Source organism: Microcystis sp. (assembly GCF_048564745.1).
Classification (GTDB): Bacteria; Cyanobacteriota; Cyanobacteriia; order Cyanobacteriales; family Microcystaceae; genus Microcystis; species Microcystis ichthyoblabe_A.
Genome location: NZ_JBLZRT010000016.1, coordinates 35,653 through 54,343, shown reverse-complemented (window position 1 = coordinate 54,343; position 18,691 = coordinate 35,653). Strand labels below are relative to the sequence as shown.

At 41.5% G+C, this 18,691-nt stretch carries 13 protein-coding genes; 6 read left to right on the top strand and 7 right to left on the bottom strand.

All coding sequences use genetic code 11. From position 1 onward, the window contains the following. Positions 1-354: 354 nt before the first annotated feature. Complete coding sequence (locus ACOCD9_RS03035; RefSeq protein ID WP_419546337.1) at positions 355-3,117, bottom strand: DNA methyltransferase; 2,763 nt, start codon at positions 3,115-3,117, stop codon at positions 355-357. Between the two features lie 210 nt (positions 3,118-3,327). Between ACOCD9_RS03035 and ACOCD9_RS03030 the strand changes: the two genes are divergently transcribed. Beyond that, on the top strand, positions 3,328-3,795 hold the full coding sequence (locus ACOCD9_RS03030) for a DUF29 domain-containing protein (protein ID WP_046662854.1): 468 nt from the start codon (positions 3,328-3,330) through the stop codon (positions 3,793-3,795). A gap of 389 nt (positions 3,796-4,184) precedes the next feature. On the opposite strand, the gene ACOCD9_RS03025 is transcribed toward ACOCD9_RS03030, so the two are convergent. From ACOCD9_RS03025 to era, 5 genes are all read right to left on the bottom strand, one after another. After that, a complete protein-coding gene (locus ACOCD9_RS03025) occupies positions 4,185-4,460 on the bottom strand; it encodes a MoaD/ThiS family protein (protein ID WP_043999947.1) in 276 nt (91 codons plus the stop codon). Between the two features lie 107 nt (positions 4,461-4,567). After that, entirely contained in the window at positions 4,568-5,872 is a 1,305-nt protein-coding gene (gene thrC, locus ACOCD9_RS03020) for a threonine synthase (protein WP_002750866.1), read from the bottom strand. 547 nt (positions 5,873-6,419) lie between these two features. Continuing rightward, a complete protein-coding gene (gene rsmD, locus ACOCD9_RS03015; RefSeq protein ID WP_149987704.1) occupies positions 6,420-6,965 on the bottom strand; it encodes a 16S rRNA (guanine(966)-N(2))-methyltransferase RsmD in 546 nt (181 codons plus the stop codon). Positions 6,966-6,968: 3 nt separating this feature from the next. Further along, complete coding sequence (locus tag ACOCD9_RS03010; protein ID WP_193979988.1) at positions 6,969-7,646, bottom strand: uracil-DNA glycosylase family protein; 678 nt, start codon at positions 7,644-7,646, stop codon at positions 6,969-6,971. A 187-nt stretch (positions 7,647-7,833) separates the two neighbouring features. Further along, positions 7,834-8,790, bottom strand: coding sequence for a GTPase Era (gene era, locus ACOCD9_RS03005; protein ID WP_419546336.1), 957 nt, complete (start codon positions 8,788-8,790; stop codon positions 7,834-7,836). Between the two features lie 35 nt (positions 8,791-8,825). Here era and ACOCD9_RS03000 point away from each other — a divergent pair, with 35 nt between their 5' ends. The 4 genes from ACOCD9_RS03000 to ACOCD9_RS02985 all read left to right on the top strand — a co-directional run bounded on the left by ACOCD9_RS03000 (position 8,826) and on the right by ACOCD9_RS02985 (position 14,541). Continuing rightward, positions 8,826-9,593 (top strand): DUF6816 family protein, encoded by a 768-nt coding sequence (locus ACOCD9_RS03000; RefSeq protein ID WP_016514820.1) that lies wholly within the window; start codon positions 8,826-8,828, stop codon positions 9,591-9,593. Positions 9,594-9,824: 231 nt separating this feature from the next. Continuing rightward, on the top strand, positions 9,825-10,832 hold the full coding sequence (locus ACOCD9_RS02995; RefSeq protein WP_419546335.1) for a serine/threonine protein kinase: 1,008 nt from the start codon (positions 9,825-9,827) through the stop codon (positions 10,830-10,832). A 526-nt stretch (positions 10,833-11,358) separates the two neighbouring features. After that, positions 11,359-12,918 (top strand): serine/threonine protein kinase, encoded by a 1,560-nt coding sequence (locus ACOCD9_RS02990; protein WP_419546334.1) that lies wholly within the window; start codon positions 11,359-11,361, stop codon positions 12,916-12,918. A gap of 342 nt (positions 12,919-13,260) precedes the next feature. Then, complete coding sequence (locus ACOCD9_RS02985; protein ID WP_419546333.1) at positions 13,261-14,541, top strand: HhoA/HhoB/HtrA family serine endopeptidase; 1,281 nt, start codon at positions 13,261-13,263, stop codon at positions 14,539-14,541. A gap of 280 nt (positions 14,542-14,821) precedes the next feature. On the opposite strand, the gene ACOCD9_RS02980 is transcribed toward ACOCD9_RS02985, so the two are convergent. Then, complete coding sequence (locus ACOCD9_RS02980; RefSeq protein WP_419546332.1) at positions 14,822-16,501, bottom strand: DnaJ domain-containing protein; 1,680 nt, start codon at positions 16,499-16,501, stop codon at positions 14,822-14,824. A gap of 627 nt (positions 16,502-17,128) precedes the next feature. Between ACOCD9_RS02980 and ACOCD9_RS02975 the strand changes: the two genes are divergently transcribed. Then, complete coding sequence (locus ACOCD9_RS02975; protein ID WP_419546331.1) at positions 17,129-18,583, top strand: GUN4 domain-containing protein; 1,455 nt, start codon at positions 17,129-17,131, stop codon at positions 18,581-18,583. Positions 18,584-18,691 lie beyond the last annotated feature (108 nt).

The window sequence follows — 18,691 nt, the reverse complement described above, 5'->3', positions numbered from 1 at the left end:
AGTATTTTACCCTGACAGGGCTTTTCTGATGACCTACACAACCTTTAGTATTGTCCATCACCTCGATTGTTCTGGGTGTTTTTTTATATAATCTCCGGAATTGCGGCGCTTAGGGATGGGTGTGGGGTGTGGGGTGTGGGGGGTGGGCTTCGGCGGTGAGCTCAGACGAACGGGGGCGGGGTGGGGGGGGTGGGGGGTGGGGGTTGGGGGTTGGGGCGGTGGGCCCGGCGGAGGGGTTGGGGGGGGGGGGGTGGGGGGGGGGGGGTGTGGGGTGTGGGGTGTGGGGGGTGGGGAAATGGGGAGAATAAATAAAAATAATCTCCTGTCTCGGAGTCTCGGAGTCTCCTGTCTTCGTTATTGAGGATTTTTTCTTTTTGCGGGTTTTTGTTTGCTGGTAGGGAGTAGGGGAGCGGTTAATTTTTCGTAGAGTTCAAAGAGGTATTCAATACGGTTTAATTCACTGGTAAAGGGTTGGGGACGATAACACAAATCAACAGCTTTGTCAAGTTTTTGGTGAGCTTTGAGCAAGTCGGGAGGCATGGTTAAAGGATCGTATAAATCCGCAAGGCTACTATCAGGATATTTTACCCTTGTATCTAGCACAGTTTGAGCGCAAGTTTCAACGGTTTGTTTTTGTTTGTCGGTGATATTTTCTGGAAAGGGAAAATTATTATAAACGATGGTGTTTGAATAACGATAATCGCTTTTTAATCTTCCGCAAACATATTTAACCCATGCCATGTGCATTTCTGAAGTTAAGATACCAAAATGATAAAGAGTTGCATAAGGAATAATTAAACATGAATTACTTGTAATTATATCAGGAGATAAAAATCCAGTTGGAATATATTTTCTATTCTCTGATGAAACACCCGGAATAAGTAAATAATTAGTATCAGGTTGTCTATTTTCTCCAAAAAGAGTTGGAAATTTAGATAATTCTTGAGTGGTTTTTCGATTGCTTTCACTTCGCACTTTTCTAACTTCTTCAACTCTTCTATAAATTTCTTTTGACTTCTTTAATTCTTGAGGTTGAATGTTAACAAGCCAAAGACAATAACGAGAATAACCATTAATAAATTCTTGCGCCCCTGTATAGCGTCTTATCCATTTATCAGAATCAGGTTCATTCTTAACTAATTCTTCTTTTTCAGATTGTGAAAGAATAAGATGACCACCATCGTTTGGCATACTTCCAAAGTTTATTTCTGGAACAGATGAAATGGTTTTTCTTCTACTTAAAATTACCAAGTCACTACCCTCAACTAGGTAAGGATTAATATTTTTAACTTTTCTTTCTGTTGGTTCACCTTTAATATCAGCATAATCAAAAATACGTTTATTGTCAATATCTTCTAGCCCAAAACCAATAATAACACAATGAACTGCGGCGTTTCCTTTTGCTTCATTACTCCAGCTAAAAGTTCGATGGGCAAAATGAATTTTTATTTTATATTTTTGATAAAGCTCTTGCCAAAGAACACCAACTTGTTCACCCTGAGAAATAGAATTTGTGCTAACTAAAGCGCAACGAATTAAACTATTTTGAATAAATTCAGCCGCTTTAATATACCATGCGGTCACATAATCTAAAACACCTGCTCCTTTAATGTCCCCTAAAACATGATTCATGTCAGCCTTTTGGTCGGCATTTTGTAACTGTTTCCCCACAAAAGGAGGATTACCTAAAATAAAATTGAGCTTCTCTTTTGATATAAGTTCTTCCCAATCAATCCGCAAGGCATTTCCATTAACAATCTTTGCCGCTTTCTTTAATGGTAAACGCACAAAATATTGACCAAAAGTATTACTAACTTTAATATTCATCTGATGATCAATTAACCACATTGCCACCTCTGCCACCCTCACCGCAAACTCATCGTATTCAATACCAGCAAACTGATTGACATCTACCTGAATAATGGTACTAATATCTGTTACTAACTGCCCCGTTTTATCTAATTTATCTAACTCCTGTAATACCAAAATCTCTAAATCTCGTAACTCCCGATAGGTAATAATTAAAAAATTGCCGCAACCACAGGCAGGATCAAGAAAATATAAATTAGCAATCTTTTTCTGAAATTCTAGTAATTTATTGCGATTGCCTTTAATCTTCTCAAATTCCCTGTGTAAATCATCTAAAAATAATGGTTTAATCACCTTTTGAATGTTCTTCTCTGAGGTATAATGCGCCCCTAAATTGCGTCGCTCTTTTGGATTCATTACCGCTTGAAACATAGAGCCAAAAATAGCAGGGGAAATTTTTCCCCAATCAAAAGCACAAGCTTCTAATAACATGACTCGCATCTTGCTATCAAAAGCCGCTAAAGGTAACGACTCCTCGAATAACTTGCCATTTATGTAGGGAAATTGAGTTAAATTCTCATCGAGATTTTTTAATCTTTTGTCTTCTGGTGTATTCAAAACCTGAAAAATAGCATCAATGTGCATCGCCAAATCACTGCCATCTTCTTTGGTATGTAAATCGATATATTCCCAGAAAATACCCTTATTAAAAATACCCGTATCATCGGCAAATAAACAAAATAATAAACGCACTAGATAAACTTCTAAATTATGCCCCATATAACCAATTTCTTTCAGGCAATCATGAAGTTTTCCCATTAACTCGGCTGCTTGAATATTGACGGGATCTTCGTCTTTATAAACTCGCTTTTCGTAACCAGCAATAAAATCAAATAAATGAACGTTATCAACAAAATTACTTAATTCAAATTCCCATTGATTGCCCGAATCTAAATCATATAATTTAAACCGTTGAAAATCCGAGACTAAAATATAACGCGGTAACTCATGTTCCTTTAAATTGGGAAAATAATCCTTAGCCTGTTGTGTGGCTTTTTCTAAATCTTTACCCTTCGATTTATGCTCAACTAAAATCGTTCCTTTCCAGAGTAAATCAATAAAACCCTGTTTATTATCGGCTTTTTTTATCGGTTGCTCAAAACTAGCTACCCTACGCCGTGAAATGCCAAAGACATTAAAAAAATCATTCCAAAAAGACTGAGATTCTGCTTTTTCTGAAGTCTCTCCTTCCCACTCTTTTTGAAAAGCGATGGCGCGATTTTTTATTTCATTCCAACTTAAAGGCATAGTTTTAACTCCTTATCTTTCGCCGGTTTGCTCAACGATACTAGAAAATGGTGTAGGGAGCCAGATGCAGTCAGCAAGGGATACAGATAGTTTCCATTTTAGGTGATTTTTTGGTAAACTACAAGGGAAACTAGAAATTAGTAACGCCTTGAGAATTGTAGCCGCTTAGTTATCAGTGCAGTTATTGACTCGAAGGAACAACTTATCGCTATGTCGAAAACTCTCTACGAACAAGATTTTCAAGTATGGCTCGCAACAACAATTAGCCACCTACAGAAGCGGGAATTTGCTGCGCTGGATACTGATAACTTAATTGAGGAGTTAACCGAGTTGGGAAAATCGGAAAAAAGAACTTTAGAAAGTAATTTGATGATTCTTTTAGCTCATTTGCTCAAATTAAAAGTACAGCAGGACGCACCGCCATCAATGAAGGATAGCTGGTATTGTTCTATTATTGAGCATCGCCAGCGAATTGAGAAAAACTTACGCAATACGCCTTCCCTGAAATCCTATCTAGAAACTGCCATTGAGGAAGCTTATCCAGATGCTCGTCAAGTGGCAATTAAGGAAGGGAAACTTGCTCAATTTGGTGTTCGGATTCCCCCAGAAAATGATTATCCTCAAATTTGTCCTTTCTTGCCAGAGCAAATCTTAGATGAGAACTTCTATGGCAATTGACCAAATGTGTCTCAGCTTATAATAATATGAACAACCACAAAGGCACAAAGGACACAAAGATTAGGTTTTTCTGGCAACCCTAACTAGGGTTTGCTGAATAAGTAGGGGCGAAGCATTCGGATAGAAAATCTACCTTTTCACCGATAGGTTATTGTCCGAATGCTTCGCCCCTACAGGACGCGGACCGATGAAGACGCAAGGTTTTGAACGACGATTCTCTCAAAATCTTGCACCTGTGGGAGCGAGAAAAGCCCCAAAACCTTTACTTTGCCTACATTTCAAATTTATTCAGCAAACCCTAACTAAAACTTACCTGAAGAAAAGCCCCCAGAAAACATCACTTTCTAGGGGTTTAATTACAATTGACGGAAAACAAACTTATGGGGAGGTTAACCTCCAGCCACCGCAGGAACGATACTGACTTCATCGCCATCTTTTAAGGGAGTTTTTGTCCCATCGAGGAAGCGAATATCTTCACTGTTGACGTAGAAATTTAAAAAGCGCCGGGGTGCGCCCTCTTCATCGCATAAGCGGGCCTTAATACCGGGGAAACTTGCTTCTAAGGATTCGATTAAATCACCGACATTACTAGCACTACACTCGACGGTAGCCTTATTTTTTGTAAGTTGTTGCAGGGGAGTGGGAACGAGAACTTTTACAGCCATAGATATTAAAGGAAAAAGTGGAAAGGACAGTAAGCTGCGCGCGAATTTAAATTGCTTGTGGAGATGAGGCAAGAGGATAATCGCCCCATCATCCCTGAACATCAATTCTAGACGAGAACCTGTTGCCATTCGAGGCGTTCGAGGGTGCGGGAACGTTCCAGGGCCCGTTCAAAGCTTTCTAATTTCGGTTCGATTAACAGGGGTTCACCGATATAACCCTGTACCGCTTCTTGGGTTTTTAGACCATTACCGGTGATATAAACAACTGTGGTTTCTTCGGGGTCGATTTTACCCGCTTCCACTAATTTTTTCAAGACGGCGATAGTCGTACCGCCTGCGGTTTCCGTGAAAATGCCTTCCGTTTCTGCCAAAAGTTTAATACCTTCGATAATTTCGGCATCGGTGACGGATTCAATATTACCGCCAGTTTTACGCGCAATATCAAGGGCATAAACACCATCGGCGGGATTACCAATAGCGATCGATTTGGCGATAGTATTGGGTTTAACTGGGGCGACAAAATCCCGTCCTTCCTTGAAAGCTTGGGCAATGGGGGAACAACCCTCCGCTTGAGCGCCACTAAAACGCACTGCTTTATCTGCCACCAAACCGACTTTGACGAATTCTTGGAAGCCTTTATAAATCTTGGTAAAGAGGGAACCACTGGCTAAAGGTGCGACAATATGATCGGGGAGTTTCCAGCCTAATTGTTCAGCCACTTCAAAGCCTAAAGTTTTGGAACCTTCGGAATAGTAGGGACGCAGATTGATGTTGACAAAACCCCAACCGTAGGTATTGCCCACTTCTGAACAGAGACGGTTAACTTGATCGTAATTGCCTTTAACTGCCATTACCGTGGGATTATAGATTAGGGTGCCGAGAATTTTACCCGCTTCTAAGTCGGAGGGAATGAAAACACAACAGTCTAAACCGGCGTGAGCGGCAATAGCGGCGGTGGAATTGGCCAGATTTCCCGTACTAGCACAGGAAACGGTAGTAAAACCTAATTCTTTGGCCCGGGTAAGGGCGACGGATACCACTCTATCTTTGAAGCTGAGAGTGGGCATATTGACGGCATCATTTTTAATGTAGAGATTTTTTAGACCCAAGCGCCGAGCTAAACGGTGGGATTTAACTAGGGGAGTCATACCCGTACCCACATCGATGGGATTTTCACTTTCCACCGGCAAAAAGGAACGATAGCGCCAGATGGAATTGGGACCTGCTTGAATGCTTTCTCTGGTAACGGTGCGACGGATGAGGTCGTAATCGTAGTCCACTTCTAGGGGGGCAAAGGTTTCTTCGCAGATATTCAGCGCTTTCAGAGGGTAAGAAGTCCCTCCTTCCTTAGAAACCAAGCGGGTAAAGGTGGGGATGAATTTTGAGGTTTTGATGTTTGTCGCTAGGGTCATGATTTTCCTGTCTTGCCGTCAACTGAATCTACACACATCCTATCACCGGCAAAATCTTGGTGTCAAATATACCCGACTATTTTTGTCGGGTATAAATTTATACAAAAACTAGGTGATATTCTGGGGAGCAGCAAGGGTTAAGGGGAGAGAGTTCGGCTGCCGTGTCAGGAAACTTCGGGGTAGTTTTAGGTCAAAAAAAGGACTAGGAGAAGGGATTTAAGTTTTTTAGGAGGTTACAGCCTATTTACTGCTAATTTTATCGAAATAAACCCTAATTTTTCTTTAAATAGCCTAAAAAGGGGGGCGATTAACTGCGGTTGCCAGAAAGTTTCTCGCTTTACTCAGGATGATTGTCAAGAAAAGTGACAAATTATGTGATTTTGTTGAGAAATAATAATTTTTCTAGGCTGCCCAATAAAATTGACTATTTTCAGCAGGAGTCAGGAGATTGCTTTTATTTATTCTCCCCCCACACCCCACACCCCACACCCGTTCGGCTGAGCTCACGGCCGAAGCCCACACCCTACACCCTCTTTCAAGTCAGTGGTCAGGAGACATCTGCTTTTTGATAAAAAGTTAAGGTAGTATTGCCGTAGCGTTTTTGACGACAAATGGTTAAACCTTCTAGATTAATTGCTTGCCAAGATTTGGGATTGTGTTCCACGGCAATTTCCCCCAGAGAATCTAATAAATTAAATTGAGAGATGGCAGTTAGTACCGGTAAATATAAACCGCTTTCGTAGGGAGGGTCAAAATAAATTAGATCAAAACTTTTCCCCGCTAAAGTGGCTAACTTTGTCAGCACATCTCCCCGAATTACTTGGAATTGCTGGGGAGAAGTTGCTAAATTGCGCCAATTTTCCTTGATAATTTCGCCAGCGCGTCCTGATTGTTCAATTCCGATTACTAGACTCGCACCTCGACATAAAGCTTCCGCACCCATGGAACCATTACCCGCACAAAGATCCAACCAACGACAGCCAGATAATTTCTGTTGCCAGATATTAAATAAAGCTTCTCGCACCCTTGCTGTCGTCGGACGGGTTAATTGTCCTGCTAGGGTTTTTATGGGACGATTGCCGTAAATTCTCATCGGTTAAAAGGCAAATTCAGTTAATCTTTTTTGTAATAAATCAGGAAAAAGGGCATAGTATCTTTGATTGAGAGGAGAAGGATGGGGGAGAGGCAATAAAGTCACTTTTTTTTGCTGTTTTAATCCATCTTCATCGGTAGCGGTAAGGGTAACTAGCAGTTTTTTAGTAAAGCGTTCTTTATCAAGATAGAATTTATCCACTTCTCTGGGTTTACCGTAGGGTTCAAACCATTTAAAAGCTTCCGTGCCAAGGGGAATGATATGATCACCTTGCCAATAAAAAACGAGCAGTTTTTCTATAAATGGACGAAAACGATCTTTCACTTCCCCAGAATAAGCTTTATTACCAGGAGGTTTGTAGGGAACTGTATTAGTTAAGAAAATTCGATCGCACACCGATAATAACTCTTGACGATCATGGGATTTTCTCCCCTGCCAAGCTTGAAAAAATCCCTCTCTTACCATTCTACCGGCAGCCCCGATCAAAGGTTGTCCTGCATACACTTCATCTCGTCCTAAATCCCGGCCAAAAAAGCATAACTGACTAGCAAGATTCCCAGCATACAAAACCGGTTCAAAGGGGTCTTTTTTTGCCTCTTGGTAAATCAGGGTATCGATGGGAAAATCCTCTTTTTTTGCCTCTTGGTGTACCTGTTTGATTAGGGTTTTAATATCGGTCATTTCAGTTATCAGTTATCAGTTATCAGTTATCAGTTATCAGATGTGAGTTTTCAGTTATCAGATGTGAGTTTTCAGTTCACTGATTACTGTTTACTGTTTACTGGACGGCTACGCCGTGCCTTTGGCAACACTGAAAAAAGCTTCTCCCCACACCCTACACCCCACACCCTACACCCCACACCCCAATTCACTCCTCGGTGCGATAGCCAAATTCTGCTAAAAGTGAGCGAGATTGTCGCCATTTCGGTTCTACCTTCACAAATAATTTTAAATATACCTCCCCGGCGATTAACTTTTGAATAGCCGATCGAGCGGAAGAGCCGATCGCTTTTAACATACTGCCATTTTTACCGATGACGATCCCTTTTTGGGAAGCTCGTTCCACGTTAATGGCGGCAAAAACCTTGGTTAAAGCGGGAGTTTCCTCGACGCGTTCAATCACCACCGCCACAGAATGGGGAATTTCCTGACGGGTTTGCAGTAAAATCTGTTCGCGGATTAATTCGCCCATAATAAACCTTTCCGGCTGATCGGTGACTAAATCGGGGGGATAGTAATAGGGACCGACTTCGAGGGAATCAATTAACAGATTTTGCAGTTCTACGATTCCTGTCCCCTCCAGTGCCGAAAACTTGAGCAGAGGCCAGTTATTTTCCGCCGCTAAGGTGCGATAACTATCGTCGATAGGCTCCGGGTCTTCCGGTTGCTGATCGGCTTTATTTAGCCCTAAAATCGTGGGAGTTTGGTTTTTAGTCAGTAAATCGGCGATATAGCGATCGCCACTACCCAAAAAATTGCTACTATCGACAACAAATAAAACTAAATCTACAGAATTTATGGCGTTTTCAGCATTTTTAACTAAAACTTTGCCTAATTCGTGATGGGGTTTGTGAATGCCGGGGGTATCGACAAAAATCATCTGGGATATCTCGCTGGTGACAATGCCGCGTAAACGGTTGCGGGTAGTTTGAGCGATGGGGGAAGTAATGGCGATTTTTTGTCCCACTAATTGATTCATCAGGGTAGATTTGCCCACATTAGGACGACCAATAATGCCAATAAAACCGGATTTAAAACCAGTGGGTGCGATGGGAATTACTGCCGAATCGAGATTAAAGGCTTGGGAGTTGATAAAATCGTTCATAATTAAAGAATATTACTTAAAAAATATTTTTACCCATGCAAAGGATAATTTTGTTCTTGTTAGTATTGATTCTAGGCTGTAGTAACCATTTAGAATTATCTATAGCGGGAAATTTAAGCGATCGCTTAACTAATTATCCTCGCTGGATGACTAAACCAGTGGTTAGTTTTGCCAGTGGAGATTTAGTTTATCCCGATTGGATGGTAGGCAATTGGACTGTCACCAGTACCCTAATCGATTTAACCGCTCCTCTTTCTCCCCAGATTATCACACCCGGTTTTGAAAGTAATCGTCGTTACCTAGAAAAATCGATCGAGTTTCCGGTGAGATTCATCGAGAAAGCTATTTCCAGACCGATAAATGCTGCCTTTTTATCCACTATTATCAGTAAACCATCAATTGTGGCCGATCGATCCTTTAATGGTTTAGCAATTAGTCGCGCCTATTTAGGTAATCAATCGGTATTATCGGTAAAAACTGACCCTAATAATCCCAATCGTCAGATTACCTTTTTACGCGGCGCTCATCAACTAATTTCCACCGTAATTGCCAGAAATAGCGAAACTCCTAGCCGAAATCAATTTATTGCCACAGAAATCAGTCAACAAATTTTCCGGGGAGAAACCAACACTTATCTTAATGAGGTGGAAACCACCACCGCCTATCAGTTATTATCTCCTAATAAAATTCTAGGCGATCAGGTGACAGCCATTTATCTTTCCCCCCAATCCCCGGATTTTTTCCAAGCGCCGAATCGTCCTGTGGCTTTGTATCGTTATCGCTTAGAATTGCTGAAAGATTAATAGAAATCCTGTAAAAATCAAAAATCTTCCCTTAGATGAGGAGACAGGAGGAGAAAAAAGACAAGAGATAATCCTAGCCATAAAACCTAAGATTAGGTCAAATTTATCTAATTGGGTCGCCAGTCGCCGGTCGCCGGTCGTTAACACCACATTAGGTTATACTTCTAGGAAAATGACATCGCTATTAAAATAAGTTTAATTAATGTTTGTGAGCAGAGGAGCTAGGAGTTAATGGTTTGGGATCTGGGCAAGAAAATTAAAGATGGCCAGTACAGGATTCAGGAAGTATTGGGTGAAGGAAGATTTGGCATTACCTATCGAGCCAGCGATCGCAATGGTGATTCAGTGGTGATCAAAACGCCGAGGGATGTGGGTTTTAAATTGTGGGAGTCTAAGCGTTTACAGAAACTTTTTTGGCAGGAAGCGAGTAAATTAAAAGGTTGTGATCATCCTCATATCGTGCGAGTTAAAGAGTTATTTTCAGAGGGTAAAGCTAACTGCATGGTTATGGAATATATTGATGGGACGACCTTAGATCGGCGATCAACAAAAATTTTACCAGAAAAAGAAGCCTTACGCTACATTGAGCAGATTGGACAGGCTTTAATGGTGGTACATAGTCGCGGTTTTCTGCATCGAGATATTCGACCGGGTAACATTATGATTCGGACTGGTAAACCAGAAGCGGTCTTAATTGATTTTGGTTTAGCCTTAGATTTTGATGAGGAATTAACGAAAATTCGTACCCAGGAATTAGCCTCAGGTTTTGCACCTATTGAGTGTTATTTTCTTAATAATAAACGCGGAGCTTTTACCGATATTTATAGTTTAGGAGCCGTGTTATACGAGCTTTTAACGGGTAAAATTCCAGTGAATGCGATGACTCGAAAAGATGCGATGACTCGAAAAAATAATGATGATCAGCCTTTAATTGAGCCGAAAACCTACAATTCAAAAATCAGCCCTAATATCAACAAAGCCATTCTTTGGGCATTGGAATTAGACGCAGATAAACGTCCTCAGTCAGTGCAAGCATGGTTTAAGGATTTAGGTTTGTCTATTCCCAAACCAGAACAATTTAAAATATCTCAACCCATTGTTATTAATTGGACATTAGTGTGGGCTGGTGTCGCGGCGATTGCTACTTTATTAACGGCTTTAGGTGTACCAGAATTGATGAAGCAAAAGTTTACACCTCAACCAACTCCGACAGGTTCTCCCCCATCTTCTCCTAAGTAGGTAGGCGTTAAAAATTATCAAATGCCCCCCTTATCAAGGGGGGATCAAGGGGGTATCAAACCCCCCTTATCAAGGGGGGATCAAGGGGGTATCAAACCCCCCTTATCAAGGGGGAATCAAGGGGGGATCAAACCCCCCTTATCAAGGGGGGATCAAGGGGGTATCAAACCCCCCTTATCAAGGGGGGATCAAGGGGGGATCAAACCCCCCTTATCAAGGGGGGATCAAGGGGGGATCAAACCCCCCTTATCAAGGGGGGATTAAGGGGGGATCAAGGGGGGATCAAGGGCGATTGCAGTTCGATAAACTCACTAACCACAATGGGATGCAAGACGTGCCATTGGTGTAAACTTAAGCACCACCAAACTCCCGTAAGGGCGAAGCATTCGGGCAATAACCTATCGCTGAAACCGTAAATTTTTTATCCGAATGCTTCGCCCCTACAAACTCAAATACCAAAACATAAGCCAATTTTGAGACAAAAGCAGATTTTTTGGTATGATAAAAATAACTATTGCAAAATTCTATGGTTTGGCAAGCGGGACAACTCCTCCACAATGGCAAGTACGAGATCCTTGAGGTCTTGGGACGGGGAGGTTTTGGCCTGACCTATAAAGCACGTCATCGCCAACTCATCATGGAAGTGGTGATCAAAACTCCTGATATTTTGAAAAAAAGAGATACGGAATACGAGGATTATGTTAGACAATTTGAGGCGGAAGGACGCAAGTTAGCCAAATTTTCCCAGACTCACCATGCCCATATCGTCCGTATTTCCGATTTTTTTACTGAAGATAAAGTTCCCTGTTTGGTGATGGATTTTATTCAGGGTCAAACTTTGATGGAAAGGGTGAAAACTCAAGGAAAATTATCGGAAGCGGAATGTTTAAAATATATTCGGCAAATTGGCAGCGCATTAGAGGCAGTTCATCAAGCAGGAATGGTACACCGAGACGCTCACCCTGGCAATATTATGATTCAACCCAATGGGAATGCTATCTTGATTGATTTTGGCATTGCTAAAGAGATTATTCCGGCTGGTAGTAGTTCCACAAATTCAGGAGCTAATTTGTCTTTTGCCCCCTATGAACAGATTGTAGAACACTTTCAAAGTCAAGATAGAGCTTTAGAAAACATTACAAGTAATCGTAAACCTAGTGTCGATGTTTATACGCTTGCGGCTACTTTTTATTATGCTGTCACCGGACAAAAACCGACTACCTCAATGGCACGCCGGGATAATCATCCTTTAACATCACCGAAAGAAATTAATCCTAATTTAAGTGATCATCTTAACAAAGCCATTACTCTGGGGATGGCTTTAGAAAAAGAAAACCGCCCTCAGTCTATGTCCGATTGGTTACAACAATTGGAATTACCACCGCCTCCTGTAGAAGAAAAATATCGTCAAGAAAAAGTTAATCCCCCACAGCCAAGGAAAGAACCAAAAAGGGCTGAAACAACAGCCCCTGTTAACCCAAAACCTTCTGATAGTTCTCTTCAGAAAAAACTAAAAGCTCTTCCCTGGGGTTGGTTAATCGGTGTGTTTCTTGTTTATGCTCTAGTCGGTTACGCTTTAGGCGTGCGTTTAGCACATTGGGAAGCTGTGGCTGGGGCTGTGGCTGGGGCTTTGGCTGTGGCTGGGGCTTTGGCTGGGGCTGGGGCTGGGGTTTGGGCTGTGGCTTGGGCTTTGGCTGGGGCTGGGGTTTGGGCTGTGGCTTGGGCTGGGGCTGTGGCTTGGGCTGTGGCTTGGGCTGGGGCTGGGGTTTGGGCTGTGGCTTGGGCTGTGGCTGGGGTTGCGGCTGTGGTTGTGTTATGGTTCAATCTCCGGGAAAGTACAAATCAGTTTGCACCTTTCTTGTTTTTTATAGGTGGTATTACTTTCAGTCTTATGTCAGGGAATCTTGGGGGAGTAGTAACTGGAATAGGGAGCATGGTAATAGTATTTACTCAGGGTTGTACTGCATTGGAGTTAGACAGGAAAAACTTTAGCCCTTTCAATATTTTTCTGATTCCTGCGGTTACAAATTTAAGTGGTTTAGCAAGCGGTTGGTTATTGGGTTTTCTCCTGCATTCCAAAGGCTAACAAAACATAAAACTATCCTCATAATTCCGTTTTTTCTATTGTTATCTTCCCTAGATTAAGTTAATTAATGCAACCCAAAAATTAAATTGTGCCATAGTAGTGAGTCTATTCTGCTGAGGAGCATCTCACTTGTGCCATGCGTATTAATGCTTATAGCTGTCAAAAACTATAAAACAATGAGCTTGCAATCAAAAGTTCATGTCTGCGTCACAGTAAGTTCATATCCCCCACCTAAATTAGAGATAGTCAGTCCCAAGCCGTTTTCCAAAACACTCCTCTCACACCCACGATTATTAGGACTGACTTTTATTCCCTTCTCAAAATGGTTAAACAATAAAAACTATGACTCACAATATTTTTAACGATAATATTTCCCCGCTCAACGAAGGCAATCCCAAACGCTCCAAATCTTCTGCAATGAAAAAACTTTTTGCCTATTCCTCCTTACTGGTTTTGGGTGCCGGGTTAGGTATCGGGGCCACCTACGCCTACAGTCAAAATCCTCTAGAATTAGCCCAAAATATTGCCACCGCTACCAATAATCCTCGCCCCTCCACAGCAGCCGCAGCCGCTCCCTCAACCCTAGTTATTCCCACCAATTTTGTCGCTTCTGTGGTGCAAGAAGTGGGGCCGGCGGTGGTAAGAATTAATGCTTCTAGGGAAGTCAATGGAGGCGGTGATTTTTCTGAATTTGCTAACGATCCTGTTTTCCGTCGCTTCTTCGGTTCCCAAATACCGGAGCGAGGAGAAAGACAAGTTCAAAGGGGTACAGGTTCGGGGTTTATTATCAGTAATGACGGTAAAATTATCACCAATGCTCACGTTGTCGAGGGAGCAGATAAGGTGACAGTCACCCTCAAAGATGGTCGCACTATCGATGGCAAAGTTTTAGGTAGTGATCCTTTAACTGATGTGGCAGTGGTACAGGTGGAAACGAGCAATTTACCCACGGTTAAATTAGGTAATTCTGATAGTTTACAGGTGGGAGAATGGGCGATCGCTATCGGTAATCCTTTGGGATTAGATAACACTGTCACCACGGGGATTATTAGCGCCAAGGAACGCAATGGCTCCCAAATTGGTGCTAGTGATAAACGGGTAGATTTCCTGCAAACCGATGCGGCAATTAACCCCGGAAACTCCGGCGGACCTTTGTTAAATGCTCGGGGAGAAGTTATCGGAGTTAACACCGCTATCATTCAAAATGCCCAGGGTTTAGGTTTTGCTATTCCGATTAAAACTGCCCAAAGAATCGCCGAACAATTAATCGCCACGGGTAAGGTGGAACATCCCTATCTCGGTGTTCAAATGGTACAGTTAACCCCAGAGGTAAAAGAACAATTAGCCGATAGTCCTATGGCTGATAATTGGACTATCCCCGATGATTCTGGTGTCTTGTTAGTGCGGGTGATGAGAGATTCTCCTGCCGCAGCAGCGGGATTGCGATCGGGTGATGTGTTAAAGTCTGTAGGTGGTAAGAATGTCACCGATCCCAATGCGGTTCAGGAAATTGTTGATAATACTCAAATCGGCGATAATTTACTCGTAGAAATTAGCCGAGAAGGACAAAAAATTAATCTGAATATTCAAGTGGGTAGCTTGAATACTGCTAACAAATCCTAGTCTGGAAGATAAGTGGTAGAAGACCTAAACTTTATAGAGAGCTTGTTACTAAGCTCTCTATATTTCTGGTTTTACTTTTGGCTCTTGAATCCAATAATTATAGCATTTATCTTAATGGTGAGATAAGTAGGTAGTCGTTAAAAATTATCAGATACCCCCCTTATCAAGGGAGATCCCCCCGCCTATCGGCACCCCCCTTATCAAGGGGGGCAGGGGGGATCAAGGGGGGATTAAGCCAGAATCGAAAGATAGTTAAATACTTCACCCTAGGCTCACAATTTTACTGTTGGGAGATAGAAAATAAAAACCGCTCGTAAGCTCGATTAATTTTTTGCATAATTTTAATCGACATGGCGGAAGAATTGTGATCGGGGTGATACTGACGAGCAAGCTGATAATATCTTTGTTTAACTTCTGAAAAACTGGCATTTTTAGAAATTTCTAAAACCTCCCACCAATCCTCGGAATCGGAGGGCAATATTTCTAATTCTCCTAACATTTCTGACCATATTTTTACCTTATGTCCATAACTACCTGTAATTAAAAATTGACCGTCAGGACTAAATTTTAAGGGAGCAGTTCCCCGTAAATTTTTAATTAGTTCTCCTGTTTGTCCTTGCCAAATTTTAATTTCTGTTCGGGAAGCACTAGCAATTAAATGGCGATGAGGATTAATAGCAATACTGATAATTGCCTGCTCGTGTGCCTGCCAACTTTTAATAATTTCTCCTGTCTTTATATCCCAGATTTTAATCGTTTTATCACTACCGCCACTAATTAGATATTGACCATCATTACTAAAAGCTAAACTGTTAACGGCTGCCCTGTCACCGATAAAAGTTTGATAAGCATAACTATGATCAAATCGCCATAATTTAATAGTTTTATCATCACTACCACTAGCAATAATTTGGCTATCGGGACTAATAGCACAGGTATTAACTGCCTCCTCATGACCGATTAAAGTTCGCTTTAATTCTCCTGTATGATAACCCCAGATTCGCAGAGTTTTGTCATTACTAGCACTAACAATAAATCTTTCATTGGCAGCAAAAGCTAATTGTAAAATGACACCATCGTGGCTATGGGGAGCATTGACACGAGCGAAAAAACTACTTTTATACTGCTTAGTGTCTAATTGCCACTGACTAATTCTGCCATCTAATCCACCAGCAATAATCGATTTACCGTTAGGACTTATCGCCAGAGTTTGGAGCGGTTCATTAACTCCCACAAACGAATAAATTAATTTACCCGTTTCTCGCTGCCAAAGTTTTATGGTTTGATCTTCTCCCGCACTAGCGATAATTTTACCATCAGGACTAACATCGATCGCCCCAATATTTTCCTGATGACCTTTAAGAGTTTGGAAACACTGCCAAGATAAACGCTCTGGAATAGTAATTTCTGTAGAATCTAACTGTTGATTTTCCTGAACAGATACTTCTTCCAACAGTTGCTGTAATTCTGCCTCTAGATTTTCATATTTCCCCGTAACTTCTTGCCAAAATAAAGCTTCTTCGTACTCTCTAGTAATGCGATCAAAAAATTCTAGATTCCTATAAAAATTATCGTTGGAGTAGGTGGGAGATAACATTTTCATCAGTCCGTAGATTCCTAACCCGACTAGGCCGCCAGCGATTGCCATAGAACCGACACCAACACCGAAAGCTGTACCTTTAACCGCGACTCCCACACCCCCAAAGGTAGAGTAGATACCGATTCCGCCAAGGCTTCCTATTCCCAAAGCTAACCCGACATTGTGATCGTTTGTTTCTAGTCCTTGCAGACTGGCATAAATTGCCGAACTTGTCAGGATGCCAATCCCCGTCATTCCCACTAAACCGACGCTTATACCGCCAAATCCGCCGACTAAGCCAATATTTCCCAGACAAGCAGATAAATTGGCTCCTGTGACTCCACCGACGGCAGGAATAACAAAATCGAGCTTTTTAGCCATATTTTTGCGAAATAATCAAGTTAGTCATCGGGTTTCTCCCATAGAGTTTAGCCTAGTTTGGTATCGACGACTGACTCCCCAAAATTACTCTGGGGAGGGAAAAGTCAGAGGCAATCAGGAAAAATGATAAGTATTTTATATATAAATAGCTTCAATGCTTAAAAATATTTAAATTTACAATCGGTAATATTTATTTTTACTTAAGAATTTATTGAGAATAATTTTTATTTATTTACGAGGTTGCAATACTTCCAGCGATTCTGGTACAATTTTCCATTATGCTATGATGGCTCTTATTGTAATTTTTAAGGTTTTTATGGTCTAGGTTGTCTTAAAACCCTTGCTAAATCTAGATTTTTCCCTTGAGCAAAACCAAACACTTTCGCCAATTATCCCTTTTTTCCCCAACAGCGTTGATCTAATTTTTGTGTAGTTTTGTTGCAAGGTCAAAATTTTTTTGACAAAATGGCTAAATTGTGGTACCGAAAAAGTATAGCGGGTTGTGGATTGACCATACCTGTCACCTTATTTTCAGCGAATTATCAGAAAATTTGCCCACTAGAGTCGCCCTAGCTTGCTTTCTTTTTCTATAATAGGGGTTAATCTTCCCACACTTGTCAAACGGCTATGAGTCTCTGTCTCAATCCCGATTGTTCGCACCAAAACACCCCCACGGATAAATTCTGTCATAAGTGCGGTTCTCAATTACTGCTCAGAGAACGTTATCGAGCGCTAAAATTAATCGGTCAAGGGGGTTTTGGCAAGACATTTCAAGCGATAGATGAGGATAAACCCTCAAAACCCTATTGTGTAATTAAACAATTTTTCCCGTCAGCGCAGGGAACAGGAACTTTACAAAAAGCAGCAGAATTATTTAAAGAAGAAGCGATTCGTTTAGATAGTTTGGGAAGATACCCACAAATCCCCGAACTTTACGCCTATTTTACCGCTAATGACGGGCGACAATATCTCGTACAGGAATATATCGAAGGACAAAATCTAGAACAAGAATTAAAACAGGAAGGAGTATTTAACGAAGCTAAAATTAAACATCTTTTGTCAGAGATTTTACCGATTCTAGAATTTATTCATAGTAAACAAGTAATTCATCGCGACATTAAACCCGAAAATATTATTCGCAGAAAAAGCGATAATAAATTAATTTTAGTGGACTTTGGGGCGGCAAAATTTGTCAGTCCTTTAAATCGTTCCATTACAGGAACAATTATCGGTTCTGCCGAATATATTGCCCCTGAACAGGGAAATGGCAAGGCAGTTAATGCCAGTGATTTGTATAGTTTGGGTGTAACTTGCCTTTATTTATTAACCGGAATATCTCCCTTTGATTTATTCGATGGGGGGGAACACCAATGGGTATGGCGACAGTGGTTGGTTAATAATCCTGTTAGTAATGAGTTAGGGAATATTCTGGATAAATTAATCGAGTTCGGCACGAAAAAACGCTATCAATCCGCCTCGGAAGTGTTGCAAGCTTTGCAGATAAAAACATCAGTCTCTATATCTCAGACAACTATTACGCAAACTCCCCCATCTATTCAGCTTAAAAGTGCCAAAGGAATCGATTATCGGAACTTAGAGGATTTATTAAAACGGCAGCAATGGAAAGAAGCAGACGAGGAAACCATGAAGGTAATGCTACAGACTGCCAACCGCACAAAAGAGGAGTTGCTGTGGATAGAGGATATCGATAAGTTACCCTGCGAAGATTTGCGAACAATTGACCAATTATGGGTGAAATATAGTAACGGAAAATTTGGCTTTTCTGTGCAAGCGAAAATCTACCGCGAACTCGGTGGGACGCAGGAGTATAATGAAGAAATCTGGAACGCTTTCGGCGATAAAGTGGGCTGGCGGCAAAGTATATACCTAATGAAGAGATGGATATACTACAAAGACGTTACTTTTGACTTGAAAGCACCCCAAGGCCATCTCCCCTGTAGATTTCTTGTAGTTAGAGGTTTGATTGGGTTGGGGATGGTGGGATGGGGTTGGAATGGGGAGAAGTGGGGTGGACTTAGGGTATCTTCTCTCGCGTGGAGACTTGCAAAATGTAAAATCTAAGGGTTACAGTGCTTAGGGTGCGTTAGGCAAGCATAAACCACCACCCTCCTATTCTGTAAAATAGGGATAACAAAACTGGCACAATTCTAGGAGAAGATATTTGCCGAC

What these genes read in the sequence shown, in the direction of transcription:
- era (WP_419546336.1), bottom strand. Translation starts at nt 8,790, where the DNA reads ATGAACGATTTTATCAACTCCCAAGCCTTTAATCTCGATTCGGCAGTA.
- ACOCD9_RS03030 (WP_046662854.1), top strand. Translation starts at nt 3,328, where the DNA reads ATGTCGAAAACTCTCTACGAACAAGATTTTCAAGTATGGCTCGCAACA.
- ACOCD9_RS03035 (WP_419546337.1), bottom strand. Translation starts at nt 3,117, where the DNA reads ATGCCTTTAAGTTGGAATGAAATAAAAAATCGCGCCATCGCTTTTCAA.
- ACOCD9_RS03025 (WP_043999947.1), bottom strand. Translation starts at nt 4,460, where the DNA reads ATGGCTGTAAAAGTTCTCGTTCCCACTCCCCTGCAACAACTTACAAAA.
- thrC (WP_002750866.1), bottom strand. Translation starts at nt 5,872, where the DNA reads ATGACCCTAGCGACAAACATCAAAACCTCAAAATTCATCCCCACCTTT.
- ACOCD9_RS03000 (WP_016514820.1), top strand. Translation starts at nt 8,826, where the DNA reads ATGCAAAGGATAATTTTGTTCTTGTTAGTATTGATTCTAGGCTGTAGT.
- ACOCD9_RS02995 (WP_419546335.1), top strand. Translation starts at nt 9,825, where the DNA reads ATGGTTTGGGATCTGGGCAAGAAAATTAAAGATGGCCAGTACAGGATT.
- rsmD (WP_149987704.1), bottom strand. Translation starts at nt 6,965, where the DNA reads ATGAGAATTTACGGCAATCGTCCCATAAAAACCCTAGCAGGACAATTA.
- ACOCD9_RS02990 (WP_419546334.1), top strand. Translation starts at nt 11,359, where the DNA reads ATGGTTTGGCAAGCGGGACAACTCCTCCACAATGGCAAGTACGAGATC.
- ACOCD9_RS03010 (WP_193979988.1), bottom strand. Translation starts at nt 7,646, where the DNA reads ATGACCGATATTAAAACCCTAATCAAACAGGTACACCAAGAGGCAAAA.
- ACOCD9_RS02980 (WP_419546332.1), bottom strand. Translation starts at nt 16,501, where the DNA reads ATGGCTAAAAAGCTCGATTTTGTTATTCCTGCCGTCGGTGGAGTCACA.
- ACOCD9_RS02975 (WP_419546331.1), top strand. Translation starts at nt 17,129, where the DNA reads ATGAGTCTCTGTCTCAATCCCGATTGTTCGCACCAAAACACCCCCACG.
- ACOCD9_RS02985 (WP_419546333.1), top strand. Translation starts at nt 13,261, where the DNA reads ATGACTCACAATATTTTTAACGATAATATTTCCCCGCTCAACGAAGGC.